Source organism: Kitasatospora sp. NPDC057595 (assembly GCF_042800875.1).
Classification (GTDB): Bacteria; Actinomycetota; Actinomycetes; order Streptomycetales; family Streptomycetaceae; genus Kitasatospora.
Window position 1 is genome coordinate 193,982 of record NZ_JBHVGL010000008.1, and the last position, 26,638, is coordinate 220,619.

Consider the following 26,638-nt stretch of genomic DNA (forward strand, 5'->3'; position numbering starts at 1 on the left):
CTCCAGCGGAAGGAACAGACTCATGACCACTTCGACGCAGTCGCCCGGAGACCTCAACTGGCTCCTGGACGACCTGGTCGGACGCGTCGCCGCGCTGCGGCACGCGGTGATCCTCTCCAGCGACGGCCTGGCCACCGGCGCCTCCCGTGACCTCGACCGGGAGGACGCCGAGCACCTGGCCGCCGTCGCGGCCGGTTTCCACAGCCTGGCGAAGGGCGCCGGCGGGCACTTCAAGGTCGGCGGCGTGCGCCAGACCATGGTCGAGCTGGACGAGGCCTTCCTGTTCATCACCGCGGCCGGCGACGGCAGCTGCCTGGCGGTGCTGAGCGAGGCCGAGGCGGACATCGGCCAGATCGCCTACGAGATGGCCCTGCTGGTCAAGCGGGTCGGCGAGCACCTGGCCGCCGAGCCGCGCGCCGACGTGGCCCCGCCCGGCAGATGAGCGGTCCGATGGCGGACGAGGAGCCGATACCGGTGCCTCGGGATCCGGGACCGGGACCGGGACCGGAGGGCCGGGGACCGGACGACCGCGCGCCGGACGACGCCTCCGCCGGGGCCGCCTCCGGCGCGAACGGGCCCGGCGCGGACGGGCCCGAGGTCGACCTGTTCCGGGCGCGGACCCCGGTCGACGACCGCTGGTTCGACGACGACGCCGGCCCGGTGGTGCGGCTGTACTCGATGACCCGCGGCCGCACCCGGCCGGTCGAGGACGGCCTGTTCGACCTGATCTCGCTGATCACCGCCAAGGACCCCGGGCCGGTCACGGGAGCCGTGCCCGCCCACGTGCTCGACCCGGAGCACCAGACCATCCTGGCCTGGTGCCGCCGGGAGCCGATCTCCGTGGCCGAGCTCGGCTCCTACACCGACCTGCCGGTCAGCGTCGTACGCGTCCTGCTCGGCGACCTCTACGACGCCGATCTGATCAGCGTCACCCGACCCGTTCCGCTCGCCGAGCTGCCGGACGAGCGCCTGCTGCGAGACGTGATCAATGGACTCCGTGCGCTCTGACCCGACCGCGACCGCCGCCGCCCCGGTGCCGCCCGCCCACGACCGGGCCGGCGGCGGGGCCGGCGACCGGGCCAACGACCCGCGCTGGCGGGGCGGCCCGGCCGTCGCGGTGAAGATCCTGGTGGCCGGCGGCTTCGGCGCGGGCAAGACCACCCTGGTCGGCGCGGTCAGCGAGATCCGCCCGCTGCGCACCGAGGAGGAGCTCAGCGAGCTGGGCCGGCCGGTGGACGACACGGCGGGCGTGGAGGCCAAGCGCACCACCACGGTGGCGATGGACTTCGGCCGGATCGACGTGCGGCCCGGCCTCGCCCTCTACCTGTTCGGCACGCCCGGCCAGGACCGGTTCTGGTTCGTCTGGGACGAGCTGGCCCGGGGCGCGCTCGGCGCGGTGGTGCTGGCCGACACCCGGCGGCTGGCGGACTGCTTCCCCTCGGTGGACTTCTTCGAGCAGCGGGGCATCCCCTTCCTGGTGGCCGTGAACTGCTTCGACGGCAGCGAGGTCTTCTCCCCGGAGGAGGTCCGGGACGCGCTCGACCTGGACCCGGGCATCCCGGTGATCCTCTGCGACGCCCGGCTGCGCGAGGACGGCAAGGAGCTGCTGGTGGCGCTGGTCGAGCACGCCGCCGACCGCCGCCGGGGAGCGCCGGCCGCGGTCTGAGCCGACGGCTCGGCCGGCCGCCGGGAGTGGGCTCCGGTCCCCGCCACGGTGGGTGGCGCCGCGTCAGCGTCTCATTTCCGTGTTCACATGCCGGACGATCCGTGTCGGGCAGGTTGCCTTGACCGGCCCGGCGTGGAAGGCTCTGTGGACGGAGGCCGCCCGGCCCGTTGCCGGGGTGCCTCCGACGTGCCGCGCACCGAGTGCGTCGGGCACGAGCGCCGCGGCACGACACAGGGACGTGCCGGCGCACCGAGACCAGTGGGGGGAGGACCGTACCGTGACCGTCGAGCAGCGACGTGCCGTGTCCGTGTCCGCCTCCCTGGTTCTCCCCGTCCCGGTCACCCCGGCGCTGACCGTTCGGCGGTACATCGACCACGCGCTCATCTGCAGCGCCTGCTGTCGCTGACGTCGCCACCCTTCGCCGTCCACGTCACCGTCGCCGCCGCCCACCGCCCGGGGAGCCCTCCCGGCCGGTACGGTCCGTCCGGATCGCCCGTCCGGGCCCGGCGGAAACCGGCGGCCCCTCGCACCGTCGACCCGGCAGCACCGGACAGCCGTCCAGTGAGCCGCCGTCGTCCCTGCCCGCTTCGCGGAGAGCACCAGTGAACCTCGCCAGCACCACCCGTCACCCGGCCGCCACCACCACCACCGCCACCGTCGGCGTCGCAGCCCGCGCCGCCACCGGGACGGCAGGGACGGTCGGGGCGACCGGCGGCGGCGCGGGGTCCACCCGGTCGGATCGGCGCGGGAAGCACGCCGCGGACGGAGGAAGAGGTCGGTACGTCGACCTCGAGCCGTTCTGGCCGTCCCGGCAGCCGCACCTGTTCGATCAGACATGTCCCGGTTCGCCCAGCGCGTCCCGGCACTCCCTCCGCTGACCCAGGGTCAGTCCTCGGCAGTACGCCCGGTCGACGCGCAGACGACTCCACCCCGTCCGTCACGCGCGAAATGAGCGGCATCATGTCCACCCCTTCCACCGCCACCCTCCACCTCCCCTCCGCGACCCCGCACCTGCGCGCGGTCCGCTCCGTCCCCTCGAACCCCGAACGCCGGCACGGCGGGCCCGGCCCGCAGCGCCCGGCGGCCGGCCAGCCCGGAGCCGTCCCGCCCGCCGCGGCGGGTCCGGCCGTCTCCCCGGTGCTGCCCGGCGCGACCCAGGCCGTGCCGGCGCTCCCGCCGCAGACGCTGCTCGCGGCGCTCCCGGAGGGCGCGGCGGTCGTCGCCGCGCTGCCGCAGGGCTCGCTGCCGCAGGCCCTGCTCGCCCAGTACGGGGCGCAGTTCGGCGCCTCGGCGGGGCAGCCGATGGTCGGCTACCTGGTGCTGGTCCCGGCCCAGGCCGGCGCCGCTCCGACGGGCGGGACGGCGCCGACCGGCTTCCCGGTCGCGTCGATCGCGACCCCGGCCTCGGCTTCGGCTGCGGCCCCGGTTTCGACCCCGACCCCGGTCCCGGCCGCCGCGACCGGCCCGTCCGTCCCCGGCCCGTCCGCCCCGGGTCCGCTCGGCGCCGCTCCGTTCGGCGCGGGGGCTCCGGTCCGTCCGGTGCGGCCCGCCGGCCGCGGCATCGCGGTCGACGTGGAACGCCGCAACGCCTACGTGGACGGGCGGCTGCTCGATCTCACCTACCTGGAGTTCGAGCTGCTCGCCCACCTGACCGAGCACCCGCAGCGGGTGCACACCCGCGACCACCTGGTCTCCGCCGTCTGGGGCTACGGCCACGTCGGCGACGGCCGCACCGTCGACGTGCACGTGGCCCGGCTGCGCCGCAAGCTCGGAGTGGCCTACCGCGACAGCATCGTGACGGTCCGTCGGGTCGGCTACAAGTACACCCCGGTCGCCTGATCCTCGCCCACGGGGCCGGGTGTTCTTCTGAACACCCGGCCCTTCGCGCGTGTCTGGCTGACCGTCATATCCGCTGGTCCGGCGGCAGCAGGAGGACGGCGAGCGCGCCGGCGCAGGACCGCGCGTGCCCGAGGAACCAGTCCAGCCGCTCGTCGGTGAGGCGGGCGGGCGTGGAGCGGACGGCGAGCGCGAAACGGGCCTGCCCGGCGCCGTCCAGCACCGGCACCGCCACCGTGCGCACGCCGGCCGCCGACTCGCCGTCGTTCAGCGCGTGGCCGGCCGTCCTGACCCGCTCCAACTCCTCGTCCAGGAGCTCCGGTTCGGTGATGGTCCGGTCGGTGAACGGTGGCAGCGGACCCAGTGTCGAGACCCCGGCGTCACCCGGGCGCGGCCAGGCCAGCAGCACCTTGCCGAGCGCCGTCGAGTGCAGCGGGCGGCGCAGCCCCAGCCCGGTGTCCGGGCGGACGGAGGCGCCGACCAGGATCACCGCGTGCGGGCCGCTGCGGATCGCCAGGTCGGCCGAGGCACCGGTGCGGCGCGACAGCAGGTCGAGCTCGGGCGCTGCCAGATGCAGGCCCCGCTGGTGGAAGCTCAGTTGGCCCAGCTCGGCGACGGCGGGGCCGAGCCGGTAGCGGGCCGTGTGCTCGTCCTGCTCCAGGAACCCGGCGCTGACCAGGGTGCGGGCCAGCCGGTGCGCGGTGGAGACCGACAGGCCCATCCGGCGGGCCAGGTCCGAGGCGCTCAGATCGGGGCCGTTGTCGTGGAAGCAGTGCAGCAACCCGAGGGCCCGCTGAACGGCCTGGGCGCCGGCCGGCGGGCTCTGGACGGCGGTGACGGCCTCGGCCATGGCACCTCTCGTTCTGTCCTTGGCTCCGGCCGGTTCACCGGAGTCGCTCCCAGACTATGGCAGCGCGTGCTGCCGGAATGTGTCAACGGCGTTGCAAAAGGATGCCGTTCATGAACAACCGATCCCATGATGTGGCAAACCCTTGTCCGTCGCCGGTCCGCCGTGGAACGCTCGGACCAGCGCATCGGACGAGCCCCGTCCATCGCGCCCCGACCGCAGGAAGGAGCAGCGCCGTGACAAATCGCCGGTGCCCCGCCCCCTGCGTCTGTTGTCGCTGACGCGCCGCTTCCGTCCGCGCCGACCACCCCCGGACTCCCCGCCCCACCACGACTGGTGACCCGTGCCGCGCCGCGCCCGCCGCGTTCGCCCGCACCCTGCCGCAGAGGACCAGCCCACCGTGCCCAGCCACGACAGCCCCACCGCCGCCGCGCCGACCACGTCCGCCCCCGAGGCGCCCGACACCCTCTGGTTCACCCGCTGCCCGGTCCCCACCGCGACCGGCATCGCGGCCGACCGGGGCTGGCTCGGCCGGGAGTTCGCCGCCGACGGCATCGCCGTCCGCTCGCTCCAGGACGTTCCGCCGGAGGTGGCGGCCGACCACCACTACACCCACGCCCTGACCGGGCTGTTCCGCGAGGGCGGCAACGTTCCGGCGCTCTGGGCCCGTTCGCGCGGCGAGCGGACCAGGCTGATCGGGCTCACCTGGATCGAGGAGCGCCAGGTCGTCCTGGTTCGGGCGGGCAGCGGTATCACCGGCGCCGCACAGCTGCGCGGCCGCAGGCTCGCCGTCCCACGACATGGGATCGCGATCGACTTCTGGCGGGCGATGGCCCTGGCCGGCCTGCACGGCGCGCTCTCGCTCGCCGGACTCACGCTCGACGACGCCGAGTTGGTGGACGTGCCGGCCGTGCCGGACGGCGGTCAGTGGGCCGCGGAGCTGGCGGCGCTGCGCGACGGCGTCGTGGACGCGGTCTATGTCAAGGGCGCGCTCGCGGTCGAGGCGGCCCGCCGGATCAGCGCGGAGATCGCCGTCGACCTGGACGAGGCGCCGGACCGGCGGGCCAGGGTGAACAACGGCACGCCCCGGCCGATCACCGTCCACCAGCAGTTGCTCGACGAGCACCCGGAGCTGGTGGCCCGCTTCCTGGCCGTCCTGCTGGAGGCCGCCGACTGGGCCGCCGGGCGCCCGGCGGAGGTCGCGCGCATCCTCAGCGCCGAGACCGGTGCGGGGGAGGAGGGCGTCGCCGGCGCGTACGCCCGGGGCGGCCACCGGACTCTGCACCTCGATCTCTCCGCGGAGCGGCTTGCCCTCCTGGAGCAGCAGGAACGCTTCCTTGAGCGGCACGGATTCCTGGCCGGTCCGGTCGACGTCCACGCCTGGACCGACCCCGAACCCCTGCGTGCCGCCCGCGCCCTGCTCGCCGCCCGCCGCGCCGAAGGGCGGACGCACGGCGGCTGACAAATGACGGCTGACAGATAACAGCTGACAGATTTCATCATCTGTTATCTGTCAGCTGAAATCTGTCAGCCGTCAGCCGTCAGCCGTCAGCCGTCAGCCGTCACCCGCCCGCCCCGCGCCCACCCCCGTCCCGCCGTCCTCAGGAGTCGACCCCGTGAACCCCTCCCGCCTCGTCCTCGCCGCCACCGCACTGCTCGCCACCACCGCCCTGGCCGCCTGCGGCTCGTCCGCCGACGGGGCCAAGGCCTCCGCCGACGGTGGCAAGGCCGAGGTGGTGCTCCGGGTGCCCGATCCCGGCAACAACGGCTTCCTCGCCCTCGGCAAGAAGGACGGCTCGCTGGACCGGGCACTGGCCACCGTCCACGCCAAGGTCGCCTGGACCGGCAGCGCCGGCCCGTTCGCGCCCGCCGCCCAGGCGCTCTCCGCCGACCAGCTCGACGTCGCCCAGGGCTCGATCACCTCCGCCGTCGCCGCGCTCGCCCAGAAGCCCGGCTTCAAGCTGTTCGCCCAGACCACCCCCGACGGCGTCGGCGAGGGCATCCTGGTGAAGAACGACTCGCCGATCAAGAGCGTGCAGGACCTCGTCGGCCGCAAGGTCGCCGTCAGCCAGGGCGGCACCAGCGAGTACCTGCTGCTCAAGGCCCTGGAGAAGAACGGCGTCCCGGCGGACAAGGTCGAGCGGGTCTACCTGCGGGCCGACCAGACCTCGGGCGTGTTCAACTCCGGCCAGGTCGACGCCTGGGCGACCTGGAACACCTTCTCCACCCCGTCGATCGCCAACTCCGGCGCCCACTTCCTGGTCAACGGCAAGGAGGTCGGCTCCGACAACTACGCCGTCTGGGCCGTGCGCAACGCCTTCGCCGACAAGCACCCCGAGGTGGTCAGGGCCTTCTACGACTACCTGCGCGAGAACGGCCTCAAGGAGAAGGCCGACCCGGCCGCCTACCTGAACGTCTTCACCGACTCCGGCCCGACCGCCGTCACGCCGGCCGAGAAGGGCGTAGCGATCGAGGTCTCCCGGCAGGGCGCCGCCGCCGGCCCCATCGGCGAGGCCGACATCGCCCGGTTCGGCACCGTCGCCGCCTTCTTCGCCGACCAGAAGGTCACCAAGCAGCTGGTCGACGTCAAGCCCTACCTGATCGACGTCGACAAGCTCGGGACCGGTGCCAAGTGAGCACCACCACCGAATCCTTGAGCAGCACGGCCGCCGGGGAGGAGGCCGACCGCGGCACCGCCGCCGCCCACGCGGCCGGCCTGGTCGAACCCCGTACCCGCCTCCAGGCCCCGCGCCCCAGGGCGCTCGCCCTCACCCTGCGCACCCTCGGTCCGCTCGCCCTGCTCGGCGGCTGGGCCCTCGCCTCCGCGACCGGCGCCCTCACCCAGGACGTGCTGGCCTCGCCCACCCAGGTCGCCGAGGCGGTCGGCGAACTGTGGGGCAACGGCCAACTCGCCGACGCCCTCGCCGTCTCGCTCACCCGGGCCGGCCTCGGCCTGCTGATCGGTGCCACCGCCGGCCTGGTGCTCGGGGTCGTGACCGGCTTCTTCCGCCTCGGCGAGGAATTGCTGGACTCCGCCGTGCAGGTGCTGCGCACCGTTCCCTTCCTCGCGCTCGTCCCGCTGTTCATGGTCTGGTTCGGCATCACCGAGACCGCCAAGGTCGCGCTGATCGGCGTCGCCACCAGCTTCCCGATGTACGTGTCGACCTCCGGCGGCGTCCGGAACACCGACCGCAAGCTCATCGAGGCGATGCGCAGCTTCGGCCTCGGCCGCTGGGCGATCGTGCGCACCGTGGTCCTGCCCGGCGCCCTGCCGGCGCTGCTCTCCGGGCTGCGGCTGTCCATGACCCTCAGCGTGATCGCGCTGATCGCCGCCGAGGAGATCAACTCCACGGAAGGCATCGGGTACTTGATGGCCCAGGCGCAGAACTACTCCCGCACCGACGTCCTCGCCGTCTGCATCCTGATCTACGGACTGCTGGGACTCACCGCCGACGGCGTCGTCCGCCTCCTCGAGCGCTTCCTGATGCCCTGGCGCAAGGCCGTCCACGGAGGCGCCCGATGAACACCGCACCCGTCACCGCATCCACCGCCGTGCCCGTCACCGCACCCGTCGCCACCTCGGCGCCCGGTGCCCCGGAAACGTCCGGGAGCCCCGTGCCCGCACCCGTACCCGCCGTCCATCTGCGCGGCCTGCGCCGGGTGTTCGGCACCCGGGCCGTCCTCGACGGCGTCGACCTCTCCATCGACCGGGGCGAGTTCGTCGCCCTGCTCGGCGCCAGCGGCACCGGCAAGACCACCCTGCTGCGCATCCTCGGCGCCCTGGACCGGGCCGACGCGGGCACCGTCCTGGTGCCGCCGGTGCGTACCGTCGTCTTCCAGGAGCCCCGGCTGGTCCCCTCGAAGCGGGTGCTCGCCAACGTCACGGTCGGCCTGCCGCGCGGCGCCGCCACCCGGGAGACCGGGCTCAAGGCACTCGCCGAGGTCGGCCTCGACCGGCACGCCGACGCCTGGCCGGCGACCCTGTCCGGCGGCGAGGCGCAGCGGGCGGCGCTCGCCCGGGCACTCGTCCGCGAGCCCCAACTGCTCCTGCTGGACGAGCCGTTCGCCGCACTGGACGCGCTCACCCGGCTGCGCATGCAGGACCTCGTGGGCGACCTGGTCCGCCGCCACCGGCCGGCCGTCCTGCTGGTCACCCATGACGTGGACGAGGCCGTGCGGCTCGCCGACCGGGTCGCCGTGCTCCGGGACGGCGCCCTGGTGCGCGACGAACACGTCACGGTCGAACGCCCGCGCGACCCGGCCGATCCGGCCTTCGCCGAGCTGCGCCGCCGCCTGCTCGCCGACCTCGGCGTCCACTGACCCCTCCGACCGGCCACCCCGCGAACCGCCCGAGCCCCGCGAACCGACCGAAGCCCCACTGACCAGCCGACCCCCCGATTCGTCCGACCGCCCGCACCACAGGAGTTGATCCCCATGGCCATCACCCTCGGCGTCCACGCCAGCAACCCCTCGCTCTACTACCTCTCCCGACTCGACTACCTGGCCGAGGAGTTGGCCCCGCTCGGCGAGACCGGAGCGTTCCACCACTACAGCGACGGCACCCGCACCGGCGAGCTCCTCGCCGACGGCACCATCGACTTCGGCGGCACCGGCTCCACCCCTCCGGTCACCGCCCAGGCCGCCGGCCACGACCTCGTCTACGCGGCGGTCTCCGCGCCCCGCCCGGACCACGGAGCCCTGCTGGTGCGCGCCGACGGCCCGGTGCGGACGGTCGCCGACCTCAAGGGCGGCACCGTCGTCCTCGCCATCGGCTCCTGGCAGACCCACCTGCTCGCCAAGGCCCTGCACGCCGAGGGACTCTCCTACGCCACCGACGTCACCGCCGTCCGCCCGGCTGCCGGCGAGGACCAGGCGCGGCGGCTGCGCGAGGGCGAGATCGTCGGCTGGATCGCCCAGGGGGCCGAGCTGGCCGCCGCCCGGCGGGAGGGCGGGTTCCGCGAACTCGTCCGCACCGGTGACGTGATCACCGACCGCTCGGTCTTCTTCACCCGCCGGGGCTTCGCGGCCGACCGACCCGAGGTCGTCGCCGCGATCGCCACCGCCCTGCGCCGCGCGGACGCCTGGGTGGCCGGGCACCTGTCGGAGGCCGCCGCGATCGCCGCCGACGACCTGGGCGGCAGCGCCGAGGACTGGCGGACGGCGCTGGCCGGGCTGCCGTGGCGGCTGGAACCGGCGACCGCCGCGTTTGTCGCCGAGCAGCAGGAGGCGGCCGACATCTTCCACCGGGTCGGGTTCATCGACCGCGCGGTGACAGTCGCCGACGCCCACCTGCCCGCGCTGGAGGCGCCGGTGGCCACTGCCGTGGCTGTGGCCGTCGCCGCTCCGGCCGGCACCGTCACCGAGGCGGTCTGACCGATGGCCTCCGAAGTCCTCTGGTACATCATCCCGCGCGAGGGCCACTACCCCTGGGAGCCGGCCGGACGCCGCCCGGTCGACATCCGCTACCTGCAGCAACTCGCCGGCAGCGTCGAGCGCCTGGGCTACACCGGCGCGCTGCTGGCGACCGACCTCTACGACGTGTGGGACCTCGGCAACGCCCTGGCGGCCGCCACCACCCCGGCGTTCAAGCCGCTGCTGGCCGTCCACCCCGGGCTGATCGCGCCCACCCTGCTGGCCAAGATGGCGCTCAGCTTCGACCACCTGCACGGCGGACGGCTGCGCTTCAACGTCGTCAACGGCTCCACCGAGCAGCTGCGCGAGTACGGCCTGCACGTCGAGCACGACGACCGCTACCGTCTCAGCGCCGAGTACTGGTCGATCGTCAAACGCCTCACGGCCGGTGAAGTCTTCGACCACAAGGGCGAGTTCTACGATCTGCGGAACGCCGGGGCGAGCCTGCGCGAACTCGCGCCGGTGCAGCCGGGCGGCATCCCGCTCTGGTTCGGCGGCAGTTCGGCGGCCGGCATCGAGATGGCCGCCGAGCACGTCGACGTCTACCTCACCTGGGGCGAGCCGCCGCACCAGCTGAAGGAGAAGCTCGACCTGGTCCGTGAGCGGGCCGCCGCGCACGGCCGCAGCCTGCGGATCGGACTGCGGCTGCACCTGATCGTCCGCGACACCGAGGACGAGGCCTGGGCCGCTGCCGACCGGCTGCTCGACGTCACCAGCGAGGCCACCTACGCCCGTCAGCTCGGCGGCGTGCGCGGGGAGGACGGGGTCGGCTGGCAGCGGCAGTTCCGCCAGCACGGCGGCAAGGTGCCCGCCCGGGCGCGGGAGTTGGAGGCGTACCCCAACCTCTGGCCCGGGATGAGCCTGTTCCGTCCCGGCCCGGGCACCGCCGTGGTCGGCTCGACGGCCCAGGTGATCGAGCGGCTCCAGGAGTTCGAGTCGCTCGGCGTGGACACCTTCATCCTCTCCGGCAACCCCCTGCTGGAGGAGGCCCACCGGGTCGCCGAGACGGTGCTACCGGCGCTGGGCGTCACCCGGCGGTAGGACACCCGGCACCACACCCGGCAGGGCGCCCGCGAGAACACTCGGCAGGGCGCCCGGCAGGACGGGGAACGGCAGCGGCGAGGTCAGCGCCAGCTGCCGGGCGAAACGGGCGACGGCCCGGAGGAGGTACGTCCGCACGACGGGCTCCCGAGGTCTCGAAGGACGCGTACGGACGGTCCCGTACGCGCGGTCCAACGAGCGCGGTGCCCGACCGGTCACGCGTCGACCGGCCGGGCACCGTGGCACGCCCTGCCCGAGCCCCGGCCCCAACCCTCGCTCGAACCCTCGCCCGAAGCGGAGCCCGAACCGCCGTCCGAACCGTCGTCGGTAGCGTCGCCCCAGGGCTCAGCGGCTCAGAACGTCGATCTCGGCCAGCTCCTCGGCGGTCAGCGGAGCGCCCGCCAGCGCGTCGAGGTTCTGGTCCAGCTGCGCCACACTGCTGGCCCCGATGATCACCGACACCACCCGCGGGTCCCGCAGCACCCAGCTCAGCGCCAGCTGCGCCAGGCTCTGTCCGCGCCGCTCCGCCACCTTGTTCAGCGCCCGCAGCTGCTCCAGCTTCGCCTCGGTGAGCGCCTCCTCGCGCAGGAACTTGCCGATCGACATCCGCGACCCGGCCGGCACCTGCCCGGACAGGTAGCGGTCGGTCAGCAGGCCCTGGGCCAGCGGCGAATAGGCGATCAGGCTGGTCTGCGTGTCGGCTACCGCGTCCAGCACGCCCTCGTCCTCGACGTAGCGGTTGAGGACGGAGTACGCGCACTGGTTCATCAGGATCGGCGTGCCCAGCTCGCGCAGGAGCGCCACCGCCTCCCGGTGCTGCTCCGCAGGGTAGTTCGAGATGCCCGCGTACAGCGCCTTGCCCGCGCGGACCGCCGAGTCCAGCGCACCCATGGTCTCCTCGAGCGGGGTGTCCGGGTCGTAGCGGTGCGAGTAGAAGACGTCCACGTAGTCGAGGCCCATCCGGCCCAGCGACTGGTCCAGGCTGGCCAGCAGGTACTTGCGGCTGCCGCCCACGCCGTACGGGCCGGGCCACATGTCGTAGCCGGCCTTGGAGGCGATGAACAGCTCGTCCCGGTACGGGCGGAAGTCCTGCGCGAAGAGGTAGCCGAAGTTGCGCTCCGCGCTGCCGTACGGCGGGCCGTAGTTGTTGGCCAGGTCGAAGTGGGTGACACCCCGGTCGAAGGCGCGGCGCAGCACCGCTCGCTGGACGTCGAGCGGCTGGGCGTCACCGAAGTTGTGCCACAGGCCCAGCGAGACGGCGGGGAGCAGCACACCACTGCGGCCGGCCCGGCGGTAGGTCATCGAGGTGTAGCGGTCATCCGCGGCGAGGTAGGTCATGGCGGCCATCCTGCCAGGCGGTGGGCGTCCGGGGTGATCTGTGCCACCGTCCGTCGAGGAATGCCGCGCGGGGCGGGCGGGGACGACGATCACACGAGGCCGTGGACCGCCGGGGGGCGGCCCACGGCCTCGTGGCCTTCCCGGGCTCGCCGCGACGACTGTACCTACTGGTATGTACATCTGCTGTACCAGTAGGTACAGTCTTTGCCATGGCAACCCAGGACCGTCTCATCGAGAGCACCCAGGAACTGCTGTGGGATCGGGGCTACGTCGGCACCAGCCCGAAGGCCATCCAGCAGCGCGCCGGCGTCGGCCAGGGCAGCATGTACCACCACTTCGACGGGAAGCCGGACCTCGCCGCCGCCGCCCTGCGCCGCAGCGCCGAGCAGATGCGCGCCGTCGCCGAGGCCGACCTCGCCGGCCCCGGCACCGCCCACGACCGGGTCGCCGCCTATCTGCGGCGCGAGCGCGACGTGCTGCGCGGCTGCCGGATCGGGCGGATGGCCCAGGACCCGGAGGTGGTCGCCGATCCCCGGCTGCGGGCGCCCGTCGAGGAGACCTTCGACTGGCTGCGCGGCCGGCTCGCCGGGGTGATCGCCGAGGGGCAGATGGCCGGCGACCTGCGGCCGGGTGCCGAGCCCGCCGACCTCGCCGCCGCCGTGGTCGCCGTGGTGCAGGGCGGCTACGTGCTCGCCCGCGCCGCCGACAGCGCCGAACCGTTCGAGCAGGCCGTCCGTGGCGCCCTCGCCCTGCTCGCCGCCCACCGCACCGACTGAGCGATCGCCGGCCGGGCCCGCGCCGTCCGAGTCGCCGTACCGTCCGAGTCGCTGTACCGGCCGAGCCGTCGGACCGGCCGAGCCGTCGTGCGGACCGGGCCGTCGGCCCAACCCCCTTCCGGAGCCCGCCGTGCACGCCATGCAGTACGAGATCACGCTTCCCGCCGATTACGACATGGGCATCATCCACCGGCGGATCGCCACCCGGGGCCACCTGCTCGACGGCCACCCCGGCCTCGGCCTCAAGGCCTACCTGGTGCGCGAACGCGGTCTCGACGGGTCGCCCGTCAACCAGTACGCCCCCTTCTACCTCTGGCGCACCGCCGAGGGCATGAACGCCTTCCTCTGGGGGCCGGGCTTCCGCGGGGTCGGCGCGGACTTCGGCCGTCCCGTCGTGCGCCACTGGCTCGGTGCGGGTCTGCGCCGCGGTCCTGCCGCGGGCGCACCGGCCATCGCCACCCGTCAGGCCGTCCTCCTCCCGGAGGGCACCGACCCCGCCGAGGCCGTCGAACACGCCCTCGCCGAACTGCCCGACCACCCCGACCTGCACACCGCCGCCGTCGCCGTTGACCCGGACCGCTGGGAACTGCTGCGCTTCGCCCTCTGGCGCGAGGCCGCCCCGGCCGCGGTGCCCGGCACCCGGTACCGCGTGCACCACCTCTCCAGTCCCGAACTCGACCGGCTTCCCGCCGGCCGCCACTGGTGAAAGGACCGCCCCGACCCATGAACCCGGCCGCAACCCCCGGACCCGGCAGGAACGCCGACGCGAGCCCCGTCGACGCGGGCCCCAACGACGAGGGCCCCGGCGTCGCAGGTCCCGATGCCGCGAGCCTTGCCCCCGCCCCGCTCGACCGGGCCGCGGGTTACGCCCTGCTCGCCGAACTCGCCGGGCCGGGGACCCGGGCCGACACCCTGGGCCCCCTCGACGAACTCGCCCCCGGATTCGCCGACTGGATCGTCACCGCGCTCTTCGGCGGTACCTACCAGCGGCCCGGACTCGCCCTGCGCGACCGCCAGGTGGCCAACCTGGCCGCGCTCACCGCGCTCGGCGGGGTGGAACCGCAACTCGCCGACCACGTCCGCAACAGCCTGCGGATCGGCCTGACCAGGGAGGAGATCACCGAGGTGCTGGTCCACCTCGCGCCCTATGTCGGCGTCCCCAAGGCGCTGGCCGGGCTCCGGATCGCCGCCGCGACCTTCGCGGAGAGTGCATGAGCACCCACACCGCCACGGGCGCCGTCCGGACCGTCCTCGGCGATCTCGACCCCGCCGAACTCGGCGTCTGCGACGCCCACGACCACCTCTTCCTGCGCAGCCCCAGGCTGCCGGGCGAGGAACTCGACGACCCGGCCGCTGCCGAGGAGGTGCTGCGCGCCTTCGCGGCGGCCGGCGGCGGGGCTTTCGTCCAGTGGACGCCCGCCGGGATGGGGCGGTGGGCCGACGCGCTGCCGGCGTTGTCCCGCGCCACCGGGGTCCACCTGATCGCCGCCACCGGGCTCCACCAGGCCGTCCACTACGATCCGGCGGACCTCGATCGGCGCTACGCCGGACTCGCCGGGTTCTTCACCGCCGAGCTCACCACCGCGCTGCACGGCGCACCTGAGGGCGTGCGAGCCGGACTGATCAAGGTGGCCGGCGACTACCACGGCCTGGACGCCCACACCCGGTGGGTCATGGCGGCCGCCGCCGAGGCGCACCACGCCACCGGCGCGCCGATCGCCGTCCACCACGAGCTCGGCACCGCCGCGCCGGACGTCCTCGACCTGCTCTGCGAGCGGCACGGCGTCCCGCCGCGGCGGGTGATCCTCGGGCACCTCAACCGGCACCCGGATCTCCGCCTGCACCGCGAACTCGCCGCCACTGGTGCCTTCCTGGCCCTGGACGGCCCCTCCCGCGCGCACCACGCGACCGACCACCACCTCTTCGACACGGTGGCCGCTCTTGTCGAGGCCGGGCACGCCGACCGCCTGCTTCTCGGCGGCGACACCACCACTCGCACCGCCCGCCACGCCCCCGGCCCCACCCATCTCCTCACCGCCCTCGGCCCCCGCTTGGCCCGTGAGTTCGGCCCCGACCTCCCGCACCGCCTCCTCACCACCAACCCGGCCCGGGCCTTCGCGACCGAGTGGCGGGCGGCGTCCGACGGCGCGCGGTCGTCGACCGACGGCTGACAATTGACAGATGACAGCTAACAGATTTCAGATGACAGAATCTGAAATCTGTTAGCTGTCATCTGAAATCTGTCATTTGTCAGCTGTCAGCAGTCAGTCCCGGCCGGGTCTTCGCCGCCGCCCGGCCCGGCGGTCCGGGCGGCGACTACCAGATTCGGCGAAGACCAGATCCGGCGACTGCCGGACCCGGTGAGGGCCGGACCCGACGAAGACCAGGTCCGGCGAAGCGCGGGCCTCACATGTGGGTGCCGCCGTCGATCCGCAGCTCGGTCCCGGTGACGAACGCGCCGTCGTCCGAGGCGAGCATGGCGATCACACCGGCCACGGTCTCCGGTCCGGCGAAGCCCTGCCCGATCGCGGGGGAGAGCTTGGCGAGCAGGCTGAAGTCGGCGTCCGCCGGCAGGCCCGGGTTGCTGGTCATGCCGCTGTCGATGCTGCCCGGCGCGACGCAGACCGCGCGCAGCCCCTGCTTGGCGTACTCGGCGGCGATCGCGTGCGTGAACGACTGGATGCCGCCCTTGGTCGCGGCGTACGCGGCCATGTAGGGGTGGGCGAAGGTCGCGGAGGTGGAGCTGAAGTTCACCACCACGCCCTTGCCGCCCGCGAGCAGCGCGGGCAGCGCCTCGCGGGTCATCAGGAAGGTGCCGGTCAGGTTGACCGCGATCACCTTGTTCCAGAAGTCCAGGCTGGTCTCGTGGGTGTGCGCGGAGCGCAGGATGCCGGCCGCGTTGACCAGCACGTCCAGGCCGCCGAGCCCGGCCACGGCCTCGGCGACGCCGGCCCGGACGGCGGCCTCGTCCGACACGTCCAGCACCGTCGTGGTGAGGCGGTCGGCGGTGCCGTCGGCGGTGGCGCGGTCCAGGGTGGCCTTCAGGCCGTCCTCGCTGACGTCGACGGCGACGACCCGCCCGCCCTCGGCGAGGATCCGGTGGACGGTGGCCTGGCCGATGCCCGAGCCGCCGCCGGTGATCAGGACGTTGCGTCCGGTGAAGCGCTCCATGGTGGTGCTCCGTTTCGTTCGTGGTCGAGGTCTCGTTCGTGGTCCAGCAACCTCACTGGCACGGTACGCCTAAGTGGCACGTTGTGCCAAAAAGTCTCGACGTGTCGACTCGCGTACGCTGAGCCCGTGACCGGACGCCCGACCCTGACCCAGCGCCGCCGCGAGAGCACCCGGCTGGAGATCGCCCGGGCGGCGGCGGAACTGTTCGCCGCGCGCGGGGCCGAGGCCACCACCGCCGAAGAGATCGCCAACGCCTCGGGCATCTCGTTGCGCACCTTCTACCGCTACTTCTCGGAGAAGGAGGACGCCGTCGCCCCGCTGCTCGCGGCCGGCGGCGAGCGCTGGGTGCGACTGTTCGCCGAGAGCGCGTCCGACCTGCCGGTCCGCGAGGCGCTGGAGCGCTCGGCGGCCGAGTCGCTGAGCCCGGCCGACGCGCAGGACGGCGAGGCCATGCGCTGGACCCGCGAACTGCTGCGGGACCCCCGCCTCGCTTCGGTCTGGCAGCGCGTGCACGCCGACTCCGAGGAGCGCCTGCGGGCGGCGATCGCCGACCGCTGCCCGCCCGGCACCGACGCCCTGGAGATCCGGCTCGCCGCTGCCGCCGCCACCGCCGCCATCCGGGTCGCCCTGGAGGAGTGGGCGTTCTCCGGTGCCCCGCCCACCGGACCGGGTTCGCCCCGCGAGCTCGGCGCCCGCTGCGTGCACGAACTCACCGGGGGTCTCGGCCTCTGGAGCCGCCTCGGCTGACGGGGCGGCCGGCCGGCGCGGGGCTTCGTCCTCCGGGCCGAGCCCGTCACCGCTGGTCGGCGGGGGCGACGGGGTCCGCGCGGGCGTTAGGCTGAGTGGTCGCGCCCGGGCGACGAACCTGCTGCGGACGGGGGAACCGGGGCGGCCCTCCCGGGTGTCCTTCCCCCGGGGGTGGGGGAGTACGAGGCGTGGGAGCAAACAAGACATGGGTCTGACGAGCCACAAGGTGCTGGCGTTGACCGTCCTGATCGCCGTCGCGGCGATGGCCGGGACGGTCTGGCTGTGGCCGAGACTGTCGAAGCGCAGCTGGCAGGCGGTCCTCGGCCGGATCGGCGCGCTGCTCGCCACCCAGCTGACGGTACTCGCCGCGCTCGGCCTGGTGGCCAACAACTACTTCGCGTTCTACAGCAGTTGGGACGACCTGCTGGGCACCGGCGACAGCGGACCGGTGGTCATCCAGAACAAGGTGGACGCCTCCGGCCGGCTGCGCGTCGAGACCATCGGCCACGCCGAGGTGCAGGGCGGCGGAGCGCTCGGCCGTGACCCCGGGAAGTCCGGCGAGATCCGCGAGGTCCGGATCGACGGCGCCACCACCCGGCTCTCCACCGAGGGCTACGTCTACCTGCCACCGCAGTACTTCCAGCCGGAGTACGCGCAGAAGCAGTTCCCGGTGCTGATCGTCAGCACCGGCTTCCCGGGCCTCGCGAAGAACCTCGTCACCCGGCTCAACTACCCGGGCGCGGCGCTCAAGCTGCTCCAGGAGGGCCGCATGCAGCCGACCGTGATGGTGCTGGTGCGCCCCTCGCCGGCGCTGCCGCAGGACACCGAGTGCGAGGACATCCCGGGCGGCGCGCAGTCCGAGACCTACTTCACCAAGGACGTGCCCTCGGCGGTCCAGGCGAGCTTCCGGGTGGCGGCCGACCCGCAGGCCTGGGCGTTCATGGGCAACTCGACCGGCGGCTACTGCGCCCTCAAGCTGGCGATGCGCCACCCCGAGGTCTTCCCGACCGCCGTCTCGCTCTCCGGCTACTACCGGGCCGCCGAGGACCCGACCACCGGTGACCTCTTCAAGGGCAGCGCCCAGCGGCGCGACGAGGCCGACCTCATGTGGCGGCTCAAGAACCTCCCGCAGCCGAAGATCGCGGTGCTGCTGGCCGGCACCAAGGAGGGCGACGGCGACTACCGGCGCGAGACCGAGGCGTTCGTGGCCGCCGCGCACAGCCCGATGAAGGTCTCCTACAGCATGCTGGAGACCGGTGGCCACAACTTCGAGACCTGGAGCAGGCTGCTCCCGTCCTCACTGGAGTGGATCTCCCAGCACCTGTCCGTCCCGGCCACCGGCCAGTCGGCCTGACCGGCCTGGGCCGGTCCCGGTACCGGCCCAGGACTGGCAAGGAAGCACCTCGGAGGCACCGCGGGACCGCCGCGGGACCGCCGGGGGACCGGAACCGAACCGGTCCCGGCACACGGCCGAGGGCTCAGGCCACCTGCTCCAGCGTGCCGGTGTGCAGCTCGCCGACCCGGCCGCCCTCGCCCTCGTAGGTCCAGAACGCGCGGACCGTCATCCGGGCCAGGTCCATGACGTGGCTGACGGTGATGCCGCTCACCTCGGTCCAGCTCACGAAGTACAGCTGCGGGCCGACCTCGGCGACGTGCAGGGTCACGTCCTCCCACTGGCCCGCCGACTCGCCGAGCCCCTCCCAGCGCAGCCGCTTGCCGTCGGCCGAGTAGGCGTTGCGGAAGGCCGCGCCGTTGTCGACCCGGAACAGGTAGGTGCGGCCGGCGAAGGCGGGCAGGGACGCGGTCATGGTGGGGCGGATCTCCTTGTCGGGCGGCGCGGACGGAGCTCCAACCTATCCGACCACCCCGCCCCCGCGGCGCACTTTCCCCGCCGGACCCGCCACGCCGGACACCCCCGCGGCCCCGTTCCCCCGGCCGGCCCGGCGCCCGCCGGGGCGTGCGGCGGATCAACTGATCCATCCCGCCCGACCGTTGACCGACAGTTGTCCGTCCGTGGGCGAAGCGGTGCGAGTCGCGCGACGGCTGCCACGGCCCGCCCGGCCCGCCCGGCCCACCGGGGCCTCCGAGCAGTCGCAGGGCCGTCGCAGGGCCGTCAGGGCGCCAGGACCTGCCCGAGCCGGGTCGCGATCCCCTGCATCACCGGCACCAGGGGCGCCGCCCCGGCCTGCTCCTCCAGGGCCCGGACGCGGGCCTCGGGGCCGGAGACCGACAGCGCCGTCGGGGTGGGCGCGCCCGGGACGGCGAGCGCGATGCAGCGCACCCCGATCTCCTGCTCCTGGTCGTCGACGACGTAGCCGCGCTCGCGCGCCTCGGCGAGCTGGCGCATCAGCTCCCGCGGGTCGGTCACCGTGTGCGGGGTGAGCGCGGGCAGCGGGTCGGGGCCGAGGACGGCGCGCGCCTCCTCCTCCGGCAGCTGCGCCAGCAACGCCTTGCCGACGCCGGTGCAGTGCGGCTGCACCCGCCGGCCGACCTCGGTGAACATCCGCATCGAACGCCGTGACTGCACCTGGCCGACGTACACCACCTCGCCGCCCTCCAGCACCGCCAGGTTGGCGGTCTCGCCGGTGGCCTCCATCAGCTCCGCGAGGTAGGGGCGGGCCCAGCTGCCGAGCAGCCGGCCGGCGGTCTCGCCGAGCCGGATCAGCCGGGGGCCGAGGGTGTAGCGGCGGGCGGTGTCCTGGCGGACATAGCCCTGCTGGAGGAGGGTGCGAACGAGGCGGTGGATGGTCGGCATCGGCAGGCCGGAGGAGGTGGAGAGTTCGCTGAGCGTCGCCACGCCGCCGGAGTCGGCGAGCGCCTCCAGCAGCTGGAAGGCCCGCTCGACGGACTGTACGCCGCCGCTCGCGCGGTCCGGGGTCGTTCTCTCGATGCTGTCGGAGGTCGGGGCCACCGGCGGTTCCCTTCGCTGTGGGGGAGGAGTACGGTCCCGGCGATCCTCTCAACACACCCGTTGGAATTCTGTATCGCGGAAACTAGTCTCCACCTTACAGAATCGATCCCTCCATCGAGGAGTCCTACCGATGGCCGAAGAGCACGGATCCGCAGCCCCCGCAGCCGCTCCGGCCGTCACAGCCAGGGGTCCGCATGTCGAGCGGGCCGAGGAGGTGCTCACGTCGGAGGCGGTCGCGTTCGCGGCCGGTCTGCACCGTGCCTTCGACGGCCGGCGCCGCGAACTGCTCGCCCGCCGCCGCGAGCGTCGTGCCGAGATCGCCCGGACCGGCACCCTGGACTTCCTGGCGGAGACGGCCGCCGTGCGGGCCGGGGACTGTCGGGTCGCCGAGGCGCCGAGGGCGCTGCGGGACCGGCGGGTGGAGATCGCCGGTCCCACGGACCGGAAGACGGTGATCAACGCCCTCAACTCCGGTGCCCGGGTGTGGCTCGCCGACTTCGAGGACGCCACCTCCCCGACCTGGGAGTCACCCACCCGGACCTGGTCCCGGTCGCCCATGCCTGCTTCGACGCCGTTCTCGGCGAGCGTCCGCACCAGAAGGACAATGCCGGGCCGGCCGGAGCGGTCACCGCCGGGCAGCTGCTCGACGTCGCGGGGCCCGGCGGAAGCTGCACCCGCGCCGGGCTGCACAACGCCGTCCAGGTCGGTGTGCGCTACGTCGAGGCCTGGCTGCGCGGTCTCGGCGCGGTCGCGATCTTCCACATGATGGAGGACGCGGCCACCGCCGAGATCTCCCGCTCGCAGGTCTGGCAGTGGGTGCGCAACGACGTCGTCCTCGCCGACACCGGGGAGAAGGTGACCGCCGAACTGGTCCGCCGACTGGTCGCCGAGGAGCTGACCTCGCTGTGGGCCGAACTCGGGGACCGGGCCTACGCCGCCGGGCGCTGGGAGGAGGCCGCGCGGCTCTTCGAACAGGTCGCCCTGGGCGAGGAGTTCGAGGACTTCCTGACCGTGCCCGCGCTGCCGCTGCTGGGTTGACCAGCCCGGGCGCGCGCCGGACGGCGCTGCGGGACCGGCGGTATCTGCGGTCACCGCGCTGCACGCCGTCCTGGAGCTTCAATTTGCCGTGCTGACGGTGGGGTTGCCGCTGTGGACCGTGCTCGGCACCGAGGCTCCGGCGGTGACGGTGGCGGCGGTGAACGTGGTCAACTGCCCGCTGGTGGCGCTGTTCCGGGTACGGGCGAGCCGGGGCGTCACGGACGTCCCTCGGCGGCGCGGGCCTGTGCACGCGGGGCGCTGCTGCTGGCGGCCGGCTGCCTGGGGTGGGCGCGCACGTGATCGGGCCGCTGGTGGCCACACTCACGGCGGTGGATCACGGGGCGGTCGGCTGGGTGGTGCTGGCGGGCCTGTTCGCCCGTCAGTTCCTGCGCGCGGCGAGATCCCTGGCGGCGCGGGCGCAGGCCCGCGCGATCCGGTCCTCGTCCACCGTGGTCAGATGCCCCCGTTCGACGACGGACTTGCCGTCGACCAGCAGCAGCGCCAGCGGCGGCAGCGCGCCGAGGGCGAGCGCGGCGACCGGGTCGGCGATCGAGGAGTGCATCAGGCCGTCGACCTTCCACAGCGCGAGGTCGGCGAGCTTGCCGGCCTCGATCGAGCCGATCTCCTCCTGCCGTCCGAGCACCCGGGCGCCGCCCATGGTGCCCAGCCGCAGCACCCGGCGGGCGGTGAGCGCCCGCGGCGAGCCGTGCAGGCGGTTGATCAGCAGGGCGTTGCGCAGTTCGGTGCCCAGTTCGCCGGACTCGTTGGAGGCGGTGCCGTCGACGCCGAGGCCGACCGGGACGCCGGCCGCCAGCATGGCGGGCACCCGCGCCATCCCGGCGGCCAGCCGGGCGTTGGAGGACGGGCAGTGCGCCACGCCGGTCCCGGTCTCGGCGAACTTGGCGATGTCGGCGTCGTTCATGTGGACGCCGTGTGCCATCCAGACGTCCTCGCCGAGCCAGCCGACCGACTCGAAGTAGTCGGTGGGGCCCATGCCGAACAGCTCCCGGCAGAAGGCCTCCTCCTGGGCCGTCTCGGAGCCGTGGGTGTGTAGCCGAACGCCCTTGCGGCGGGCGAGTTCGGCAGACTCCCGCATCAGCCGGGTGGAGGCCGAGAACGGGGAGCAGGGGGCGAGGGCGATCCGCAGCATCGAGTCGGGGGAGGCGTCGTGGTGGCGGTCGACGGCCTCCTCGGAGGCGGCGAGGATGGCGTCGAGCTCCTCGACGGCGTGGTCCGGGGGCAGGCCGCCGTCCCTCTCGCCGCGGTCCATCGAACCGCGCAGCGCGGTGAAGCGCAGGCCGAGTTCGCGGACGGCCTCGATCTCGGCGCCGAGGATGTCGCCGCCCTGCCGGGGGAAGACGTAGTGGTGGTCGGCGGCGGTGGTGCAGCCGGACTTGAGCAGCGCGGCGGCGGAGCCCTGGGCGGCGGCGTGCACCAACCGGTCGTCGATCCGGGCCCAGGTCGGGTAGAGGGCGACCAGCCAGTCGAAGAGGTTGGCGTCCTGGGCGAGGCCGCGGGTGATCCACTGGTAGAAGTGGTGGTGGGTGTTGACCAGGCCGGGGGTGAGGAGGTGGCCCTCGGCGTCGATCCGGCGCGCCACGCCGTCCGGCCGGGCCGGGGCGGGGCCGTCGCCGACCGACTCGATCCGGTTGCCGCGGACGACCACGTGTCCGCGGGAGTGCTCGGTGTCGTGGGCGTCGACGGTGGCGATCGCCGCGTTCTCGATGACGATCCGTCGGCCGGCGGGCGGGTGCTGGACTGCCATGGTGACTCCAGAGGGAGGCCGGGCGGGCACGGGGCGTCCGCGGGTCAGGCGACCGGGATGACCGGGACGACGCCCTCGCGGTGCACGGTGCCCTCGATGAGGCCGTACATGCGGTCGGCGGCGTAGTAGACCTCGTTGTCGTTGTCGAGGCCGAACGGCTTCAGGTCAACCAGGAAGTGGTGCCTGTTGGGGAGTTCGAGGCGGATCTCGTCGACCTCGGCGCGGTGGTCGAGGACACGGGTGCCCATGGCGTGCAGGGTCTGCTGCAGCGAGTAGGAGTAGGTGCCGGCGAAGGCCTCCAGCAGGTGCCGTCTCACCTGGGCGTAACAGTCGTCCCACGGGGGCTGGGACTCGCCGCCCTGACCGGTGAAGCCGTACTTCCAGCGGGCGGTGATCCGGGTGGCGAGGATCCGGTCGTACGCCTCCTGGAGGGTGGTGTACCCGTCCTTGAGGTAGCCCCGGAACTCGGAGTCGGTGGAGTTCAGCACGACCAGGTCCTTGAGGCCGGTGACCACCTGGACGGAGCGGCCGTCGTAGACGATCTCGCTGGTGCGGACCTCCTGGCCGGTGCGGACGAAGGAGTGGTCGTGGCCTTCGTGGCCTTTGTGACCGGCTTGCTCGGGGCCGGAGCCGGAGCCGGGGCCGGGGATCCGTTCCCAGACGTACTCCTCGATCCGGATCCGGGCCCGGTGGACGACGCCGCGTTCGATGTCCTCCACGAAGTGCCGGGCCAGCAGGATGCCGAAGGCCTCGGCGGATCCGATGCCGTACTGCTTGGCGAAGGCGTAGACGGTGTTCTTGGCGGAGTCGGTGGGCAGACAGTTGGCGTTGGACCCGGTGCGGTGGACGTCCTCGAACTCGCCGGAGAGGGAGATCGAGACGTTCAGGTCCTTGATCTCGTGGCGGCCGGAGCCCCGCTGGACGCGGACGATGCGGTTCTCCGCCTTGCCGTACTGGTTCTGACCGAGCACGTGGGCCATGACCCGGTTCCCCTGTCAATCGATCGGTCTAGCTTCCGCGGTAGACCGAGTAGCCGAACGGGTTCAGCAGCAGTGGCACGTGGTAGTGGTGCTGTGCGGGAGCGACCGTGAAGACGATCGAGACCTCGGGGAAGAACGGCGGGTCCTCGGTGGTCCGCGCGAAGTACGCGGCGGTGTCGAAGACCAGCCGGACGACCGAGCCCGCCTCGACGGACGGCAGACCCGCGGTCCGGCCGTCGGCGTCCGTGGCGGACGTGCCGAGCACCGTCCAGCCGCCCTCGGTGCGCAGTGCGAGCTCGACCGGGACGCCCCGGGCCGGGCGGCCGAGGCTGGTGTCGAGCACGTGGGTGGAGATGCCGGTCATGGGGGACGTGGCCTAACTGGTGGCAGCGGTACGTCGGAGATGATGGAGCGTCAGTCGCCGTCGAGCAGACGGGTGATACGGATGTCGTTGATCTTCCGCAGCTCACCCCGGGCGATCTCCGTCTCGGTGGCGGGTTCGTTGGGGTGGCGCTCGCGCAGGGCGGCGAGCATGGCGGCCGAGGTGCGGCCGGTCGCGCAGATCAGGAACACGTGGCCGAACTTGGCCTCGTACGCGGCGTTCGCCCGGCGCAGCTCGTCGAGCAGGGCCTCGTCGGCCCCGCGGACCGCGGCCTGCTCCCGCCGGGAGGCGTCATGGCCCGGCTCCGGTGCGCCGATCCGGGGGTGGCCGGTCATCGCCTCGTGCAGATCGGCGATGGAGAGGGCCGCCATCGCCTCGGCGTTGGCGTCCAGCAGGGCCCGGCGGTCCCGCCAGGGGCGGGCCGCCGCGACGGCGTCGGCCCAGGCGGGGCTGGCGCAGACGTCCAGCAGGATCCTCCGCAGTTCGCCGGCGTCGGTGGCCGCCAGGGAGTCAAACGTGAGGGGACGGTCGGTCACGGATGGACCTCCGGGGAGTGGTGCCACCCGCACAAGCTAGATCCGGGGGATCGGGTCGTCAACACTCTGTTGAACAGTTGGTGGTGCGTGTCGCGGCGCGCACCCGTTCGCGGCGACGTGCGGACCGGATCGGCTCCGGGTCAGCCCGATTTCGAACTGTCCTGGCGGTTGAGGTAGTTGTAGACGGTGAAGCGGCTGACACCGAGCGCGGTGGCGACCGTTTCCACGCCGTGGCGGACGGTGAACGCGCCGTGCTCCTCCAACTGGGCGACCACGCGCTGCTTCTCCGCACGGTCCAGTTCGGCCAGCGGCCGGCCGTCGAACCGGCGGGTCATCTCGGCCAGCAGGCGGTCCAGTGCGTTGCTGAGGTGCGGAAGCCGGACGGCCAGCGCCCGCTCGCCCTCCCACTCCAGGACGATGTCCTCGGGCTTCGCCTCGCCCAGCGGGACGGGCGTCGCGCCGACCGCGTCCAGCAGCGGCTTGAGTGCTGCGGCAAGCGGGTGTTGCGGCTGCTCGGTCACGGCTTGCCGCCGGAGGCCGCGTCGTCGTCGGGCCGGCGGCCGTCGGGCCGGCCGAGGACGCTGACCTGGAGCGAGATCCGGGTCGCGCCGGCGTCCAGGCTCTCCCGGAGCAGCGCGGTCACGGCGGCCAGGACCTGCTCGGCCCCGCCCTCGGCGCCGGTGCCGAACGGGCCGACCGAGACGGCCAGTCCGGCCTCGTCGACCGCCCGGCGGGCCGCCACGGCGTGTGGCGGGAACGTGTCCAGTTGGAACGGTTCTGTTGTGAACTCCACCATCAATCGCACCCGCTCACTCTAGCGATCACGGGCCGGGGCGGTGCTTCGCTTCACGGGGGCTCGGGCGTTGGGCGGCCCGGAGGGCACGCGGTGACAGCTGACAGAATCTGTTATCTGTTATCTGAAATCTGTCAGCCGTCAGCCGTCAGCCGCCCCAAGGCGTCGACCGGGGCTGCCGGGGCTCATGCTTGGTGAACCATCGCCGGACCGGTTCGGAAGTGAGGCCCACACCATGCCCGCCACCCCCCATCAGGGCCATGTGGTCGTCGCTCCCGACAAGTTCAAGGGAACCCTGGAGGGCGCCGAGGCGGCCGCCCGGATCGCCGCCGGCATCCGTCGCGCGGTGCCCGGTACCGAGGTGCGCGAACTGCCCGTCGCCGATGGCGGCGAGGGCACCCTGGCCGCCGCTCTCGCGGCCGGCTTCGCCCGGGTCCCCGTCGAGGTGGCCGGCCCGACCGGCCTGCCGGTGGACGCCGCGCTCGCCGTCCGTGGTACCACCGCCGTCGTCGAACTCGCCCAGGCCGCGGGCCTGGCCCGGCTCCCCGGCGGCCGGACCGCCCCGCTGACGGCCGGCTCCTACGGGGTCGGCCAGCTGATCGCCCGGGTCGTCGGTGATGGGGCCCGGCGGGTCGTGCTCGGTCTCGGCGGCAGCGCGAGCACCGACGGCGGGGCCGGTCTGCTCCAGGCGCTGGGCGTCTCCCTGCTGGACGCCGACGGCGCCGAACTTCCGTCCGGAGGCGCCGCGTTGCGCCGGTTGGCGCGAATCGACCCCGGCCCGCTGGCCCGCACCCTGGCGGGCGTCGAGGTCGTCGTGGCCTGCGACGTCGACAATCCGCTGCTCGGCCCGCGCGGCGCCGCGGCCGTCTACGGACCGCAGAAGGGCGCGAGCCGCGAGGACCTGGTGGTGCTGGAGGACGGCCTGACCCGGTTCGCCGAGGTGGTCGGCACCACGGTCGGCCGGGACGTCCGCGACGCCCCCGGTGCCGGCGCCGCGGGCGGGGTCGGATTCGCCGCGCTGGCCCTGCTCGGCGCCACCGTGCGACCCGGCATCGAGTTCCTGCTCGACCTGCTCGGTTTCGACGAGGCGGTGCGCGGGGCGCGCCTCGTCGTCACCGGCGAGGGCTGCCTGGACGCGCAGACGCTCCACGGCAAGGCCCCCGCCGGAGTCGCGGCGGCAGCGGCCAGGGCAGGGGTGCCGGTGGCCGCCGTGGCGGGGCGGGTGGAGCTGTCCGAGCGCGAGTGGCGGGCGGCCGGCTTCGTCGCCGTCTACGCGCTGAGCGAGATGGGTGACGGCCCCGCCGACAGCCTGACCAGGGCCGGGGAGCTGGCCGAGGTCGCGGGGGAGCGACTGGCGGCGGCCCTGCTGCTGCGCGCCTAGCTCGGCGTTCGACATCCG

The 26,638-nt window shown here is 73.8% G+C and carries 30 protein-coding genes and 1 pseudogene; 18 read left to right on the forward strand and 13 right to left on the reverse strand.

Annotation, left to right across the window (positions count from 1 at the left end):
* The first annotated feature begins 22 nt into the window (after positions 1–22).
* From ACFU9E_RS15275 to ACFU9E_RS15290, 4 genes are all read left to right on the forward strand, one after another.
* Positions 23–442: a roadblock/LC7 domain-containing protein gene (locus ACFU9E_RS15275; RefSeq protein ID WP_350542745.1), complete on the forward strand. Its 420-nt coding sequence runs from the start codon at positions 23–25 to the stop codon at positions 440–442.
* A 236-nt stretch (positions 443–678) separates the two neighbouring features.
* Complete coding sequence (locus ACFU9E_RS15280; RefSeq protein ID WP_380679224.1) at positions 679–1,008, forward strand: DUF742 domain-containing protein; 330 nt, start codon at positions 679–681, stop codon at positions 1,006–1,008.
* The gene (locus ACFU9E_RS15285) at positions 989–1,666 is read left to right on the forward strand and encodes an ATP/GTP-binding protein (RefSeq protein ID WP_380679068.1); all 678 of its coding nucleotides are present in this window, start codon (positions 989–991) and stop codon (positions 1,664–1,666) included. The genes ACFU9E_RS15280 and ACFU9E_RS15285 overlap by 20 nt, the downstream gene beginning before the upstream one ends.
* 960 nt (positions 1,667–2,626) lie before the next feature.
* Positions 2,627–3,505 carry a winged helix-turn-helix domain-containing protein gene (locus ACFU9E_RS15290; RefSeq protein WP_380679071.1) on the forward strand — a complete coding sequence of 293 codons (879 nt, stop codon included), beginning with the start codon at positions 2,627–2,629 and terminating at the stop codon, positions 3,503–3,505.
* Between the two features lie 64 nt (positions 3,506–3,569).
* On the opposite strand, the gene ACFU9E_RS15295 is transcribed toward ACFU9E_RS15290, so the two are convergent.
* Complete coding sequence (locus tag ACFU9E_RS15295; protein ID WP_380679074.1) at positions 3,570–4,352, reverse strand: IclR family transcriptional regulator; 783 nt, start codon at positions 4,350–4,352, stop codon at positions 3,570–3,572.
* 397 nt (positions 4,353–4,749) lie between these two features.
* Between ACFU9E_RS15295 and ACFU9E_RS15300 the strand changes: the two genes are divergently transcribed.
* The 6 genes from ACFU9E_RS15300 (at position 4,750) to ACFU9E_RS15325 (ending at position 10,802) form a co-directional block, all read left to right on the forward strand.
* Positions 4,750–5,811 (forward strand): ABC transporter substrate-binding protein, encoded by a 1,062-nt coding sequence (locus tag ACFU9E_RS15300; protein ID WP_380679077.1) that lies wholly within the window; start codon positions 4,750–4,752, stop codon positions 5,809–5,811.
* Positions 5,812–5,965: 154 nt separating this feature from the next.
* The gene (locus tag ACFU9E_RS15305) at positions 5,966–6,985 is read left to right on the forward strand and encodes an NrtA/SsuA/CpmA family ABC transporter substrate-binding protein (protein ID WP_380679080.1); all 1,020 of its coding nucleotides are present in this window, start codon (positions 5,966–5,968) and stop codon (positions 6,983–6,985) included.
* 17 nt (positions 6,986–7,002) lie between these two features.
* Complete coding sequence (locus ACFU9E_RS15310; RefSeq protein ID WP_380679083.1) at positions 7,003–7,872, forward strand: ABC transporter permease; 870 nt, start codon at positions 7,003–7,005, stop codon at positions 7,870–7,872.
* Positions 7,869–8,669 (forward strand): ABC transporter ATP-binding protein, encoded by an 801-nt coding sequence (locus ACFU9E_RS15315; protein WP_380679086.1) that lies wholly within the window; start codon positions 7,869–7,871, stop codon positions 8,667–8,669. Before ACFU9E_RS15310 ends, ACFU9E_RS15315 begins: the two co-directional genes overlap by 4 nt.
* Positions 8,670–8,783: 114 nt before the next feature.
* Positions 8,784–9,722: an ABC transporter substrate-binding protein gene (locus ACFU9E_RS15320; protein ID WP_380679089.1), complete on the forward strand. Its 939-nt coding sequence runs from the start codon at positions 8,784–8,786 to the stop codon at positions 9,720–9,722.
* A 3-nt stretch (positions 9,723–9,725) separates the two neighbouring features.
* Positions 9,726–10,802, forward strand: a complete 1,077-nt coding sequence (locus ACFU9E_RS15325) for an LLM class flavin-dependent oxidoreductase (RefSeq protein ID WP_380679092.1) — start codon at positions 9,726–9,728, stop codon at positions 10,800–10,802.
* On the opposite strand, the gene ACFU9E_RS15330 is transcribed toward ACFU9E_RS15325, so the two are convergent.
* Both ACFU9E_RS15330 and ACFU9E_RS15335 read right to left on the reverse strand, forming a co-directional pair.
* A complete protein-coding gene (locus tag ACFU9E_RS15330) occupies positions 10,773–10,940 on the reverse strand; it encodes a hypothetical protein (protein WP_380679095.1) in 168 nt (55 codons plus the stop codon). The two genes, ACFU9E_RS15325 and ACFU9E_RS15330, sit on opposite strands and share 30 nt — an antisense overlap.
* 207 nt (positions 10,941–11,147) lie before the next feature.
* The gene (locus tag ACFU9E_RS15335; RefSeq protein ID WP_380679098.1) at positions 11,148–12,140 is read right to left on the reverse strand and encodes an aldo/keto reductase; all 993 of its coding nucleotides are present in this window, start codon (positions 12,138–12,140) and stop codon (positions 11,148–11,150) included.
* A gap of 209 nt (positions 12,141–12,349) precedes the next feature.
* Here ACFU9E_RS15335 and ACFU9E_RS15340 point away from each other — a divergent pair, with 209 nt between their 5' ends.
* The 4 genes from ACFU9E_RS15340 to ACFU9E_RS15355 all read left to right on the forward strand — a co-directional run bounded on the left by ACFU9E_RS15340 (position 12,350) and on the right by ACFU9E_RS15355 (position 15,087).
* The gene (locus ACFU9E_RS15340; RefSeq protein ID WP_380679101.1) at positions 12,350–12,916 is read left to right on the forward strand and encodes a TetR/AcrR family transcriptional regulator; all 567 of its coding nucleotides are present in this window, start codon (positions 12,350–12,352) and stop codon (positions 12,914–12,916) included.
* A gap of 130 nt (positions 12,917–13,046) precedes the next feature.
* Positions 13,047–13,622 (forward strand): DUF4865 family protein, encoded by a 576-nt coding sequence (locus tag ACFU9E_RS15345; RefSeq protein ID WP_380679104.1) that lies wholly within the window; start codon positions 13,047–13,049, stop codon positions 13,620–13,622.
* Between the two features lie 17 nt (positions 13,623–13,639).
* Entirely contained in the window at positions 13,640–14,131 is a 492-nt protein-coding gene (locus ACFU9E_RS15350) for a carboxymuconolactone decarboxylase family protein (RefSeq protein WP_380679107.1), read from the forward strand.
* Positions 14,128–15,087 carry a phosphotriesterase gene (locus ACFU9E_RS15355; RefSeq protein WP_380679110.1) on the forward strand — a complete coding sequence of 320 codons (960 nt, stop codon included), beginning with the start codon at positions 14,128–14,130 and terminating at the stop codon, positions 15,085–15,087. Before ACFU9E_RS15350 ends, ACFU9E_RS15355 begins: the two co-directional genes overlap by 4 nt.
* Before the next feature lie 235 nt (positions 15,088–15,322).
* On the opposite strand, the gene ACFU9E_RS15360 is transcribed toward ACFU9E_RS15355, so the two are convergent.
* Entirely contained in the window at positions 15,323–16,087 is a 765-nt protein-coding gene (locus tag ACFU9E_RS15360; RefSeq protein WP_380679113.1) for an SDR family NAD(P)-dependent oxidoreductase, read from the reverse strand.
* A 126-nt stretch (positions 16,088–16,213) separates the two neighbouring features.
* Between ACFU9E_RS15360 and ACFU9E_RS15365 the strand changes: the two genes are divergently transcribed.
* Together ACFU9E_RS15365 and ACFU9E_RS15370 are read left to right on the forward strand one after the other, a co-directional pair.
* The gene (locus tag ACFU9E_RS15365; protein ID WP_380679116.1) at positions 16,214–16,834 is read left to right on the forward strand and encodes a TetR/AcrR family transcriptional regulator; all 621 of its coding nucleotides are present in this window, start codon (positions 16,214–16,216) and stop codon (positions 16,832–16,834) included.
* A gap of 205 nt (positions 16,835–17,039) precedes the next feature.
* Positions 17,040–18,188 (forward strand): alpha/beta hydrolase, encoded by a 1,149-nt coding sequence (locus ACFU9E_RS15370; protein WP_380679119.1) that lies wholly within the window; start codon positions 17,040–17,042, stop codon positions 18,186–18,188.
* A gap of 124 nt (positions 18,189–18,312) precedes the next feature.
* Here ACFU9E_RS15370 and ACFU9E_RS15375 read toward each other — a convergent pair whose 3' ends face one another.
* Positions 18,313–18,642, reverse strand: a complete 330-nt coding sequence (locus ACFU9E_RS15375; RefSeq protein ID WP_344337676.1) for a hypothetical protein — start codon at positions 18,640–18,642, stop codon at positions 18,313–18,315.
* 305 nt (positions 18,643–18,947) lie between these two features.
* On the reverse strand, positions 18,948–19,745 hold the full coding sequence (locus ACFU9E_RS15380; protein WP_380679123.1) for an IclR family transcriptional regulator: 798 nt from the start codon (positions 19,743–19,745) through the stop codon (positions 18,948–18,950).
* 130 nt (positions 19,746–19,875) lie between these two features.
* Between ACFU9E_RS15380 and ACFU9E_RS15385 the strand changes: the two are divergent.
* Positions 19,876–20,783: pseudogene (locus ACFU9E_RS15385) on the forward strand (hypothetical protein).
* A gap of 78 nt (positions 20,784–20,861) precedes the next feature.
* On the opposite strand, the gene ACFU9E_RS15390 reads toward ACFU9E_RS15385, so the two are convergent.
* The 7 genes from ACFU9E_RS15390 to ACFU9E_RS15420 form a co-directional block, all read right to left on the reverse strand.
* A complete protein-coding gene (locus ACFU9E_RS15390) occupies positions 20,862–21,002 on the reverse strand; it encodes a hypothetical protein (RefSeq protein WP_380679125.1) in 141 nt (46 codons plus the stop codon).
* Between the two features lie 160 nt (positions 21,003–21,162).
* Positions 21,163–22,548 carry an 8-oxoguanine deaminase gene (locus ACFU9E_RS15395; RefSeq protein WP_380679128.1) on the reverse strand — a complete coding sequence of 462 codons (1,386 nt, stop codon included), beginning with the start codon at positions 22,546–22,548 and terminating at the stop codon, positions 21,163–21,165.
* Between the two features lie 44 nt (positions 22,549–22,592).
* Positions 22,593–23,528 carry a factor-independent urate hydroxylase gene (gene pucL, locus ACFU9E_RS15400; protein WP_380679131.1) on the reverse strand — a complete coding sequence of 312 codons (936 nt, stop codon included), beginning with the start codon at positions 23,526–23,528 and terminating at the stop codon, positions 22,593–22,595.
* Positions 23,529–23,556: 28 nt separating this feature from the next.
* Positions 23,557–23,892 carry a hydroxyisourate hydrolase gene (uraH, locus tag ACFU9E_RS15405; RefSeq protein WP_380679134.1) on the reverse strand — a complete coding sequence of 112 codons (336 nt, stop codon included), beginning with the start codon at positions 23,890–23,892 and terminating at the stop codon, positions 23,557–23,559.
* Between the two features lie 50 nt (positions 23,893–23,942).
* Positions 23,943–24,446 (reverse strand): 2-oxo-4-hydroxy-4-carboxy-5-ureidoimidazoline decarboxylase, encoded by a 504-nt coding sequence (gene uraD, locus ACFU9E_RS15410; RefSeq protein ID WP_380679137.1) that lies wholly within the window; start codon positions 24,444–24,446, stop codon positions 23,943–23,945.
* 140 nt (positions 24,447–24,586) lie between these two features.
* Positions 24,587–24,967 carry a helix-turn-helix domain-containing protein gene (locus ACFU9E_RS15415; RefSeq protein ID WP_380679140.1) on the reverse strand — a complete coding sequence of 127 codons (381 nt, stop codon included), beginning with the start codon at positions 24,965–24,967 and terminating at the stop codon, positions 24,587–24,589.
* Positions 24,964–25,242 (reverse strand): thiamine-binding protein, encoded by a 279-nt coding sequence (locus tag ACFU9E_RS15420; RefSeq protein ID WP_380679227.1) that lies wholly within the window; start codon positions 25,240–25,242, stop codon positions 24,964–24,966. The genes ACFU9E_RS15415 and ACFU9E_RS15420 overlap by 4 nt, the downstream gene beginning before the upstream one ends.
* A gap of 232 nt (positions 25,243–25,474) precedes the next feature.
* On the opposite strand from ACFU9E_RS15420, the gene ACFU9E_RS15425 reads away from it, so the two are divergent.
* Positions 25,475–26,620, forward strand: a complete 1,146-nt coding sequence (locus ACFU9E_RS15425; protein WP_380679143.1) for a glycerate kinase — start codon at positions 25,475–25,477, stop codon at positions 26,618–26,620.
* Positions 26,621–26,638: the final 18 nt, after the last annotated feature.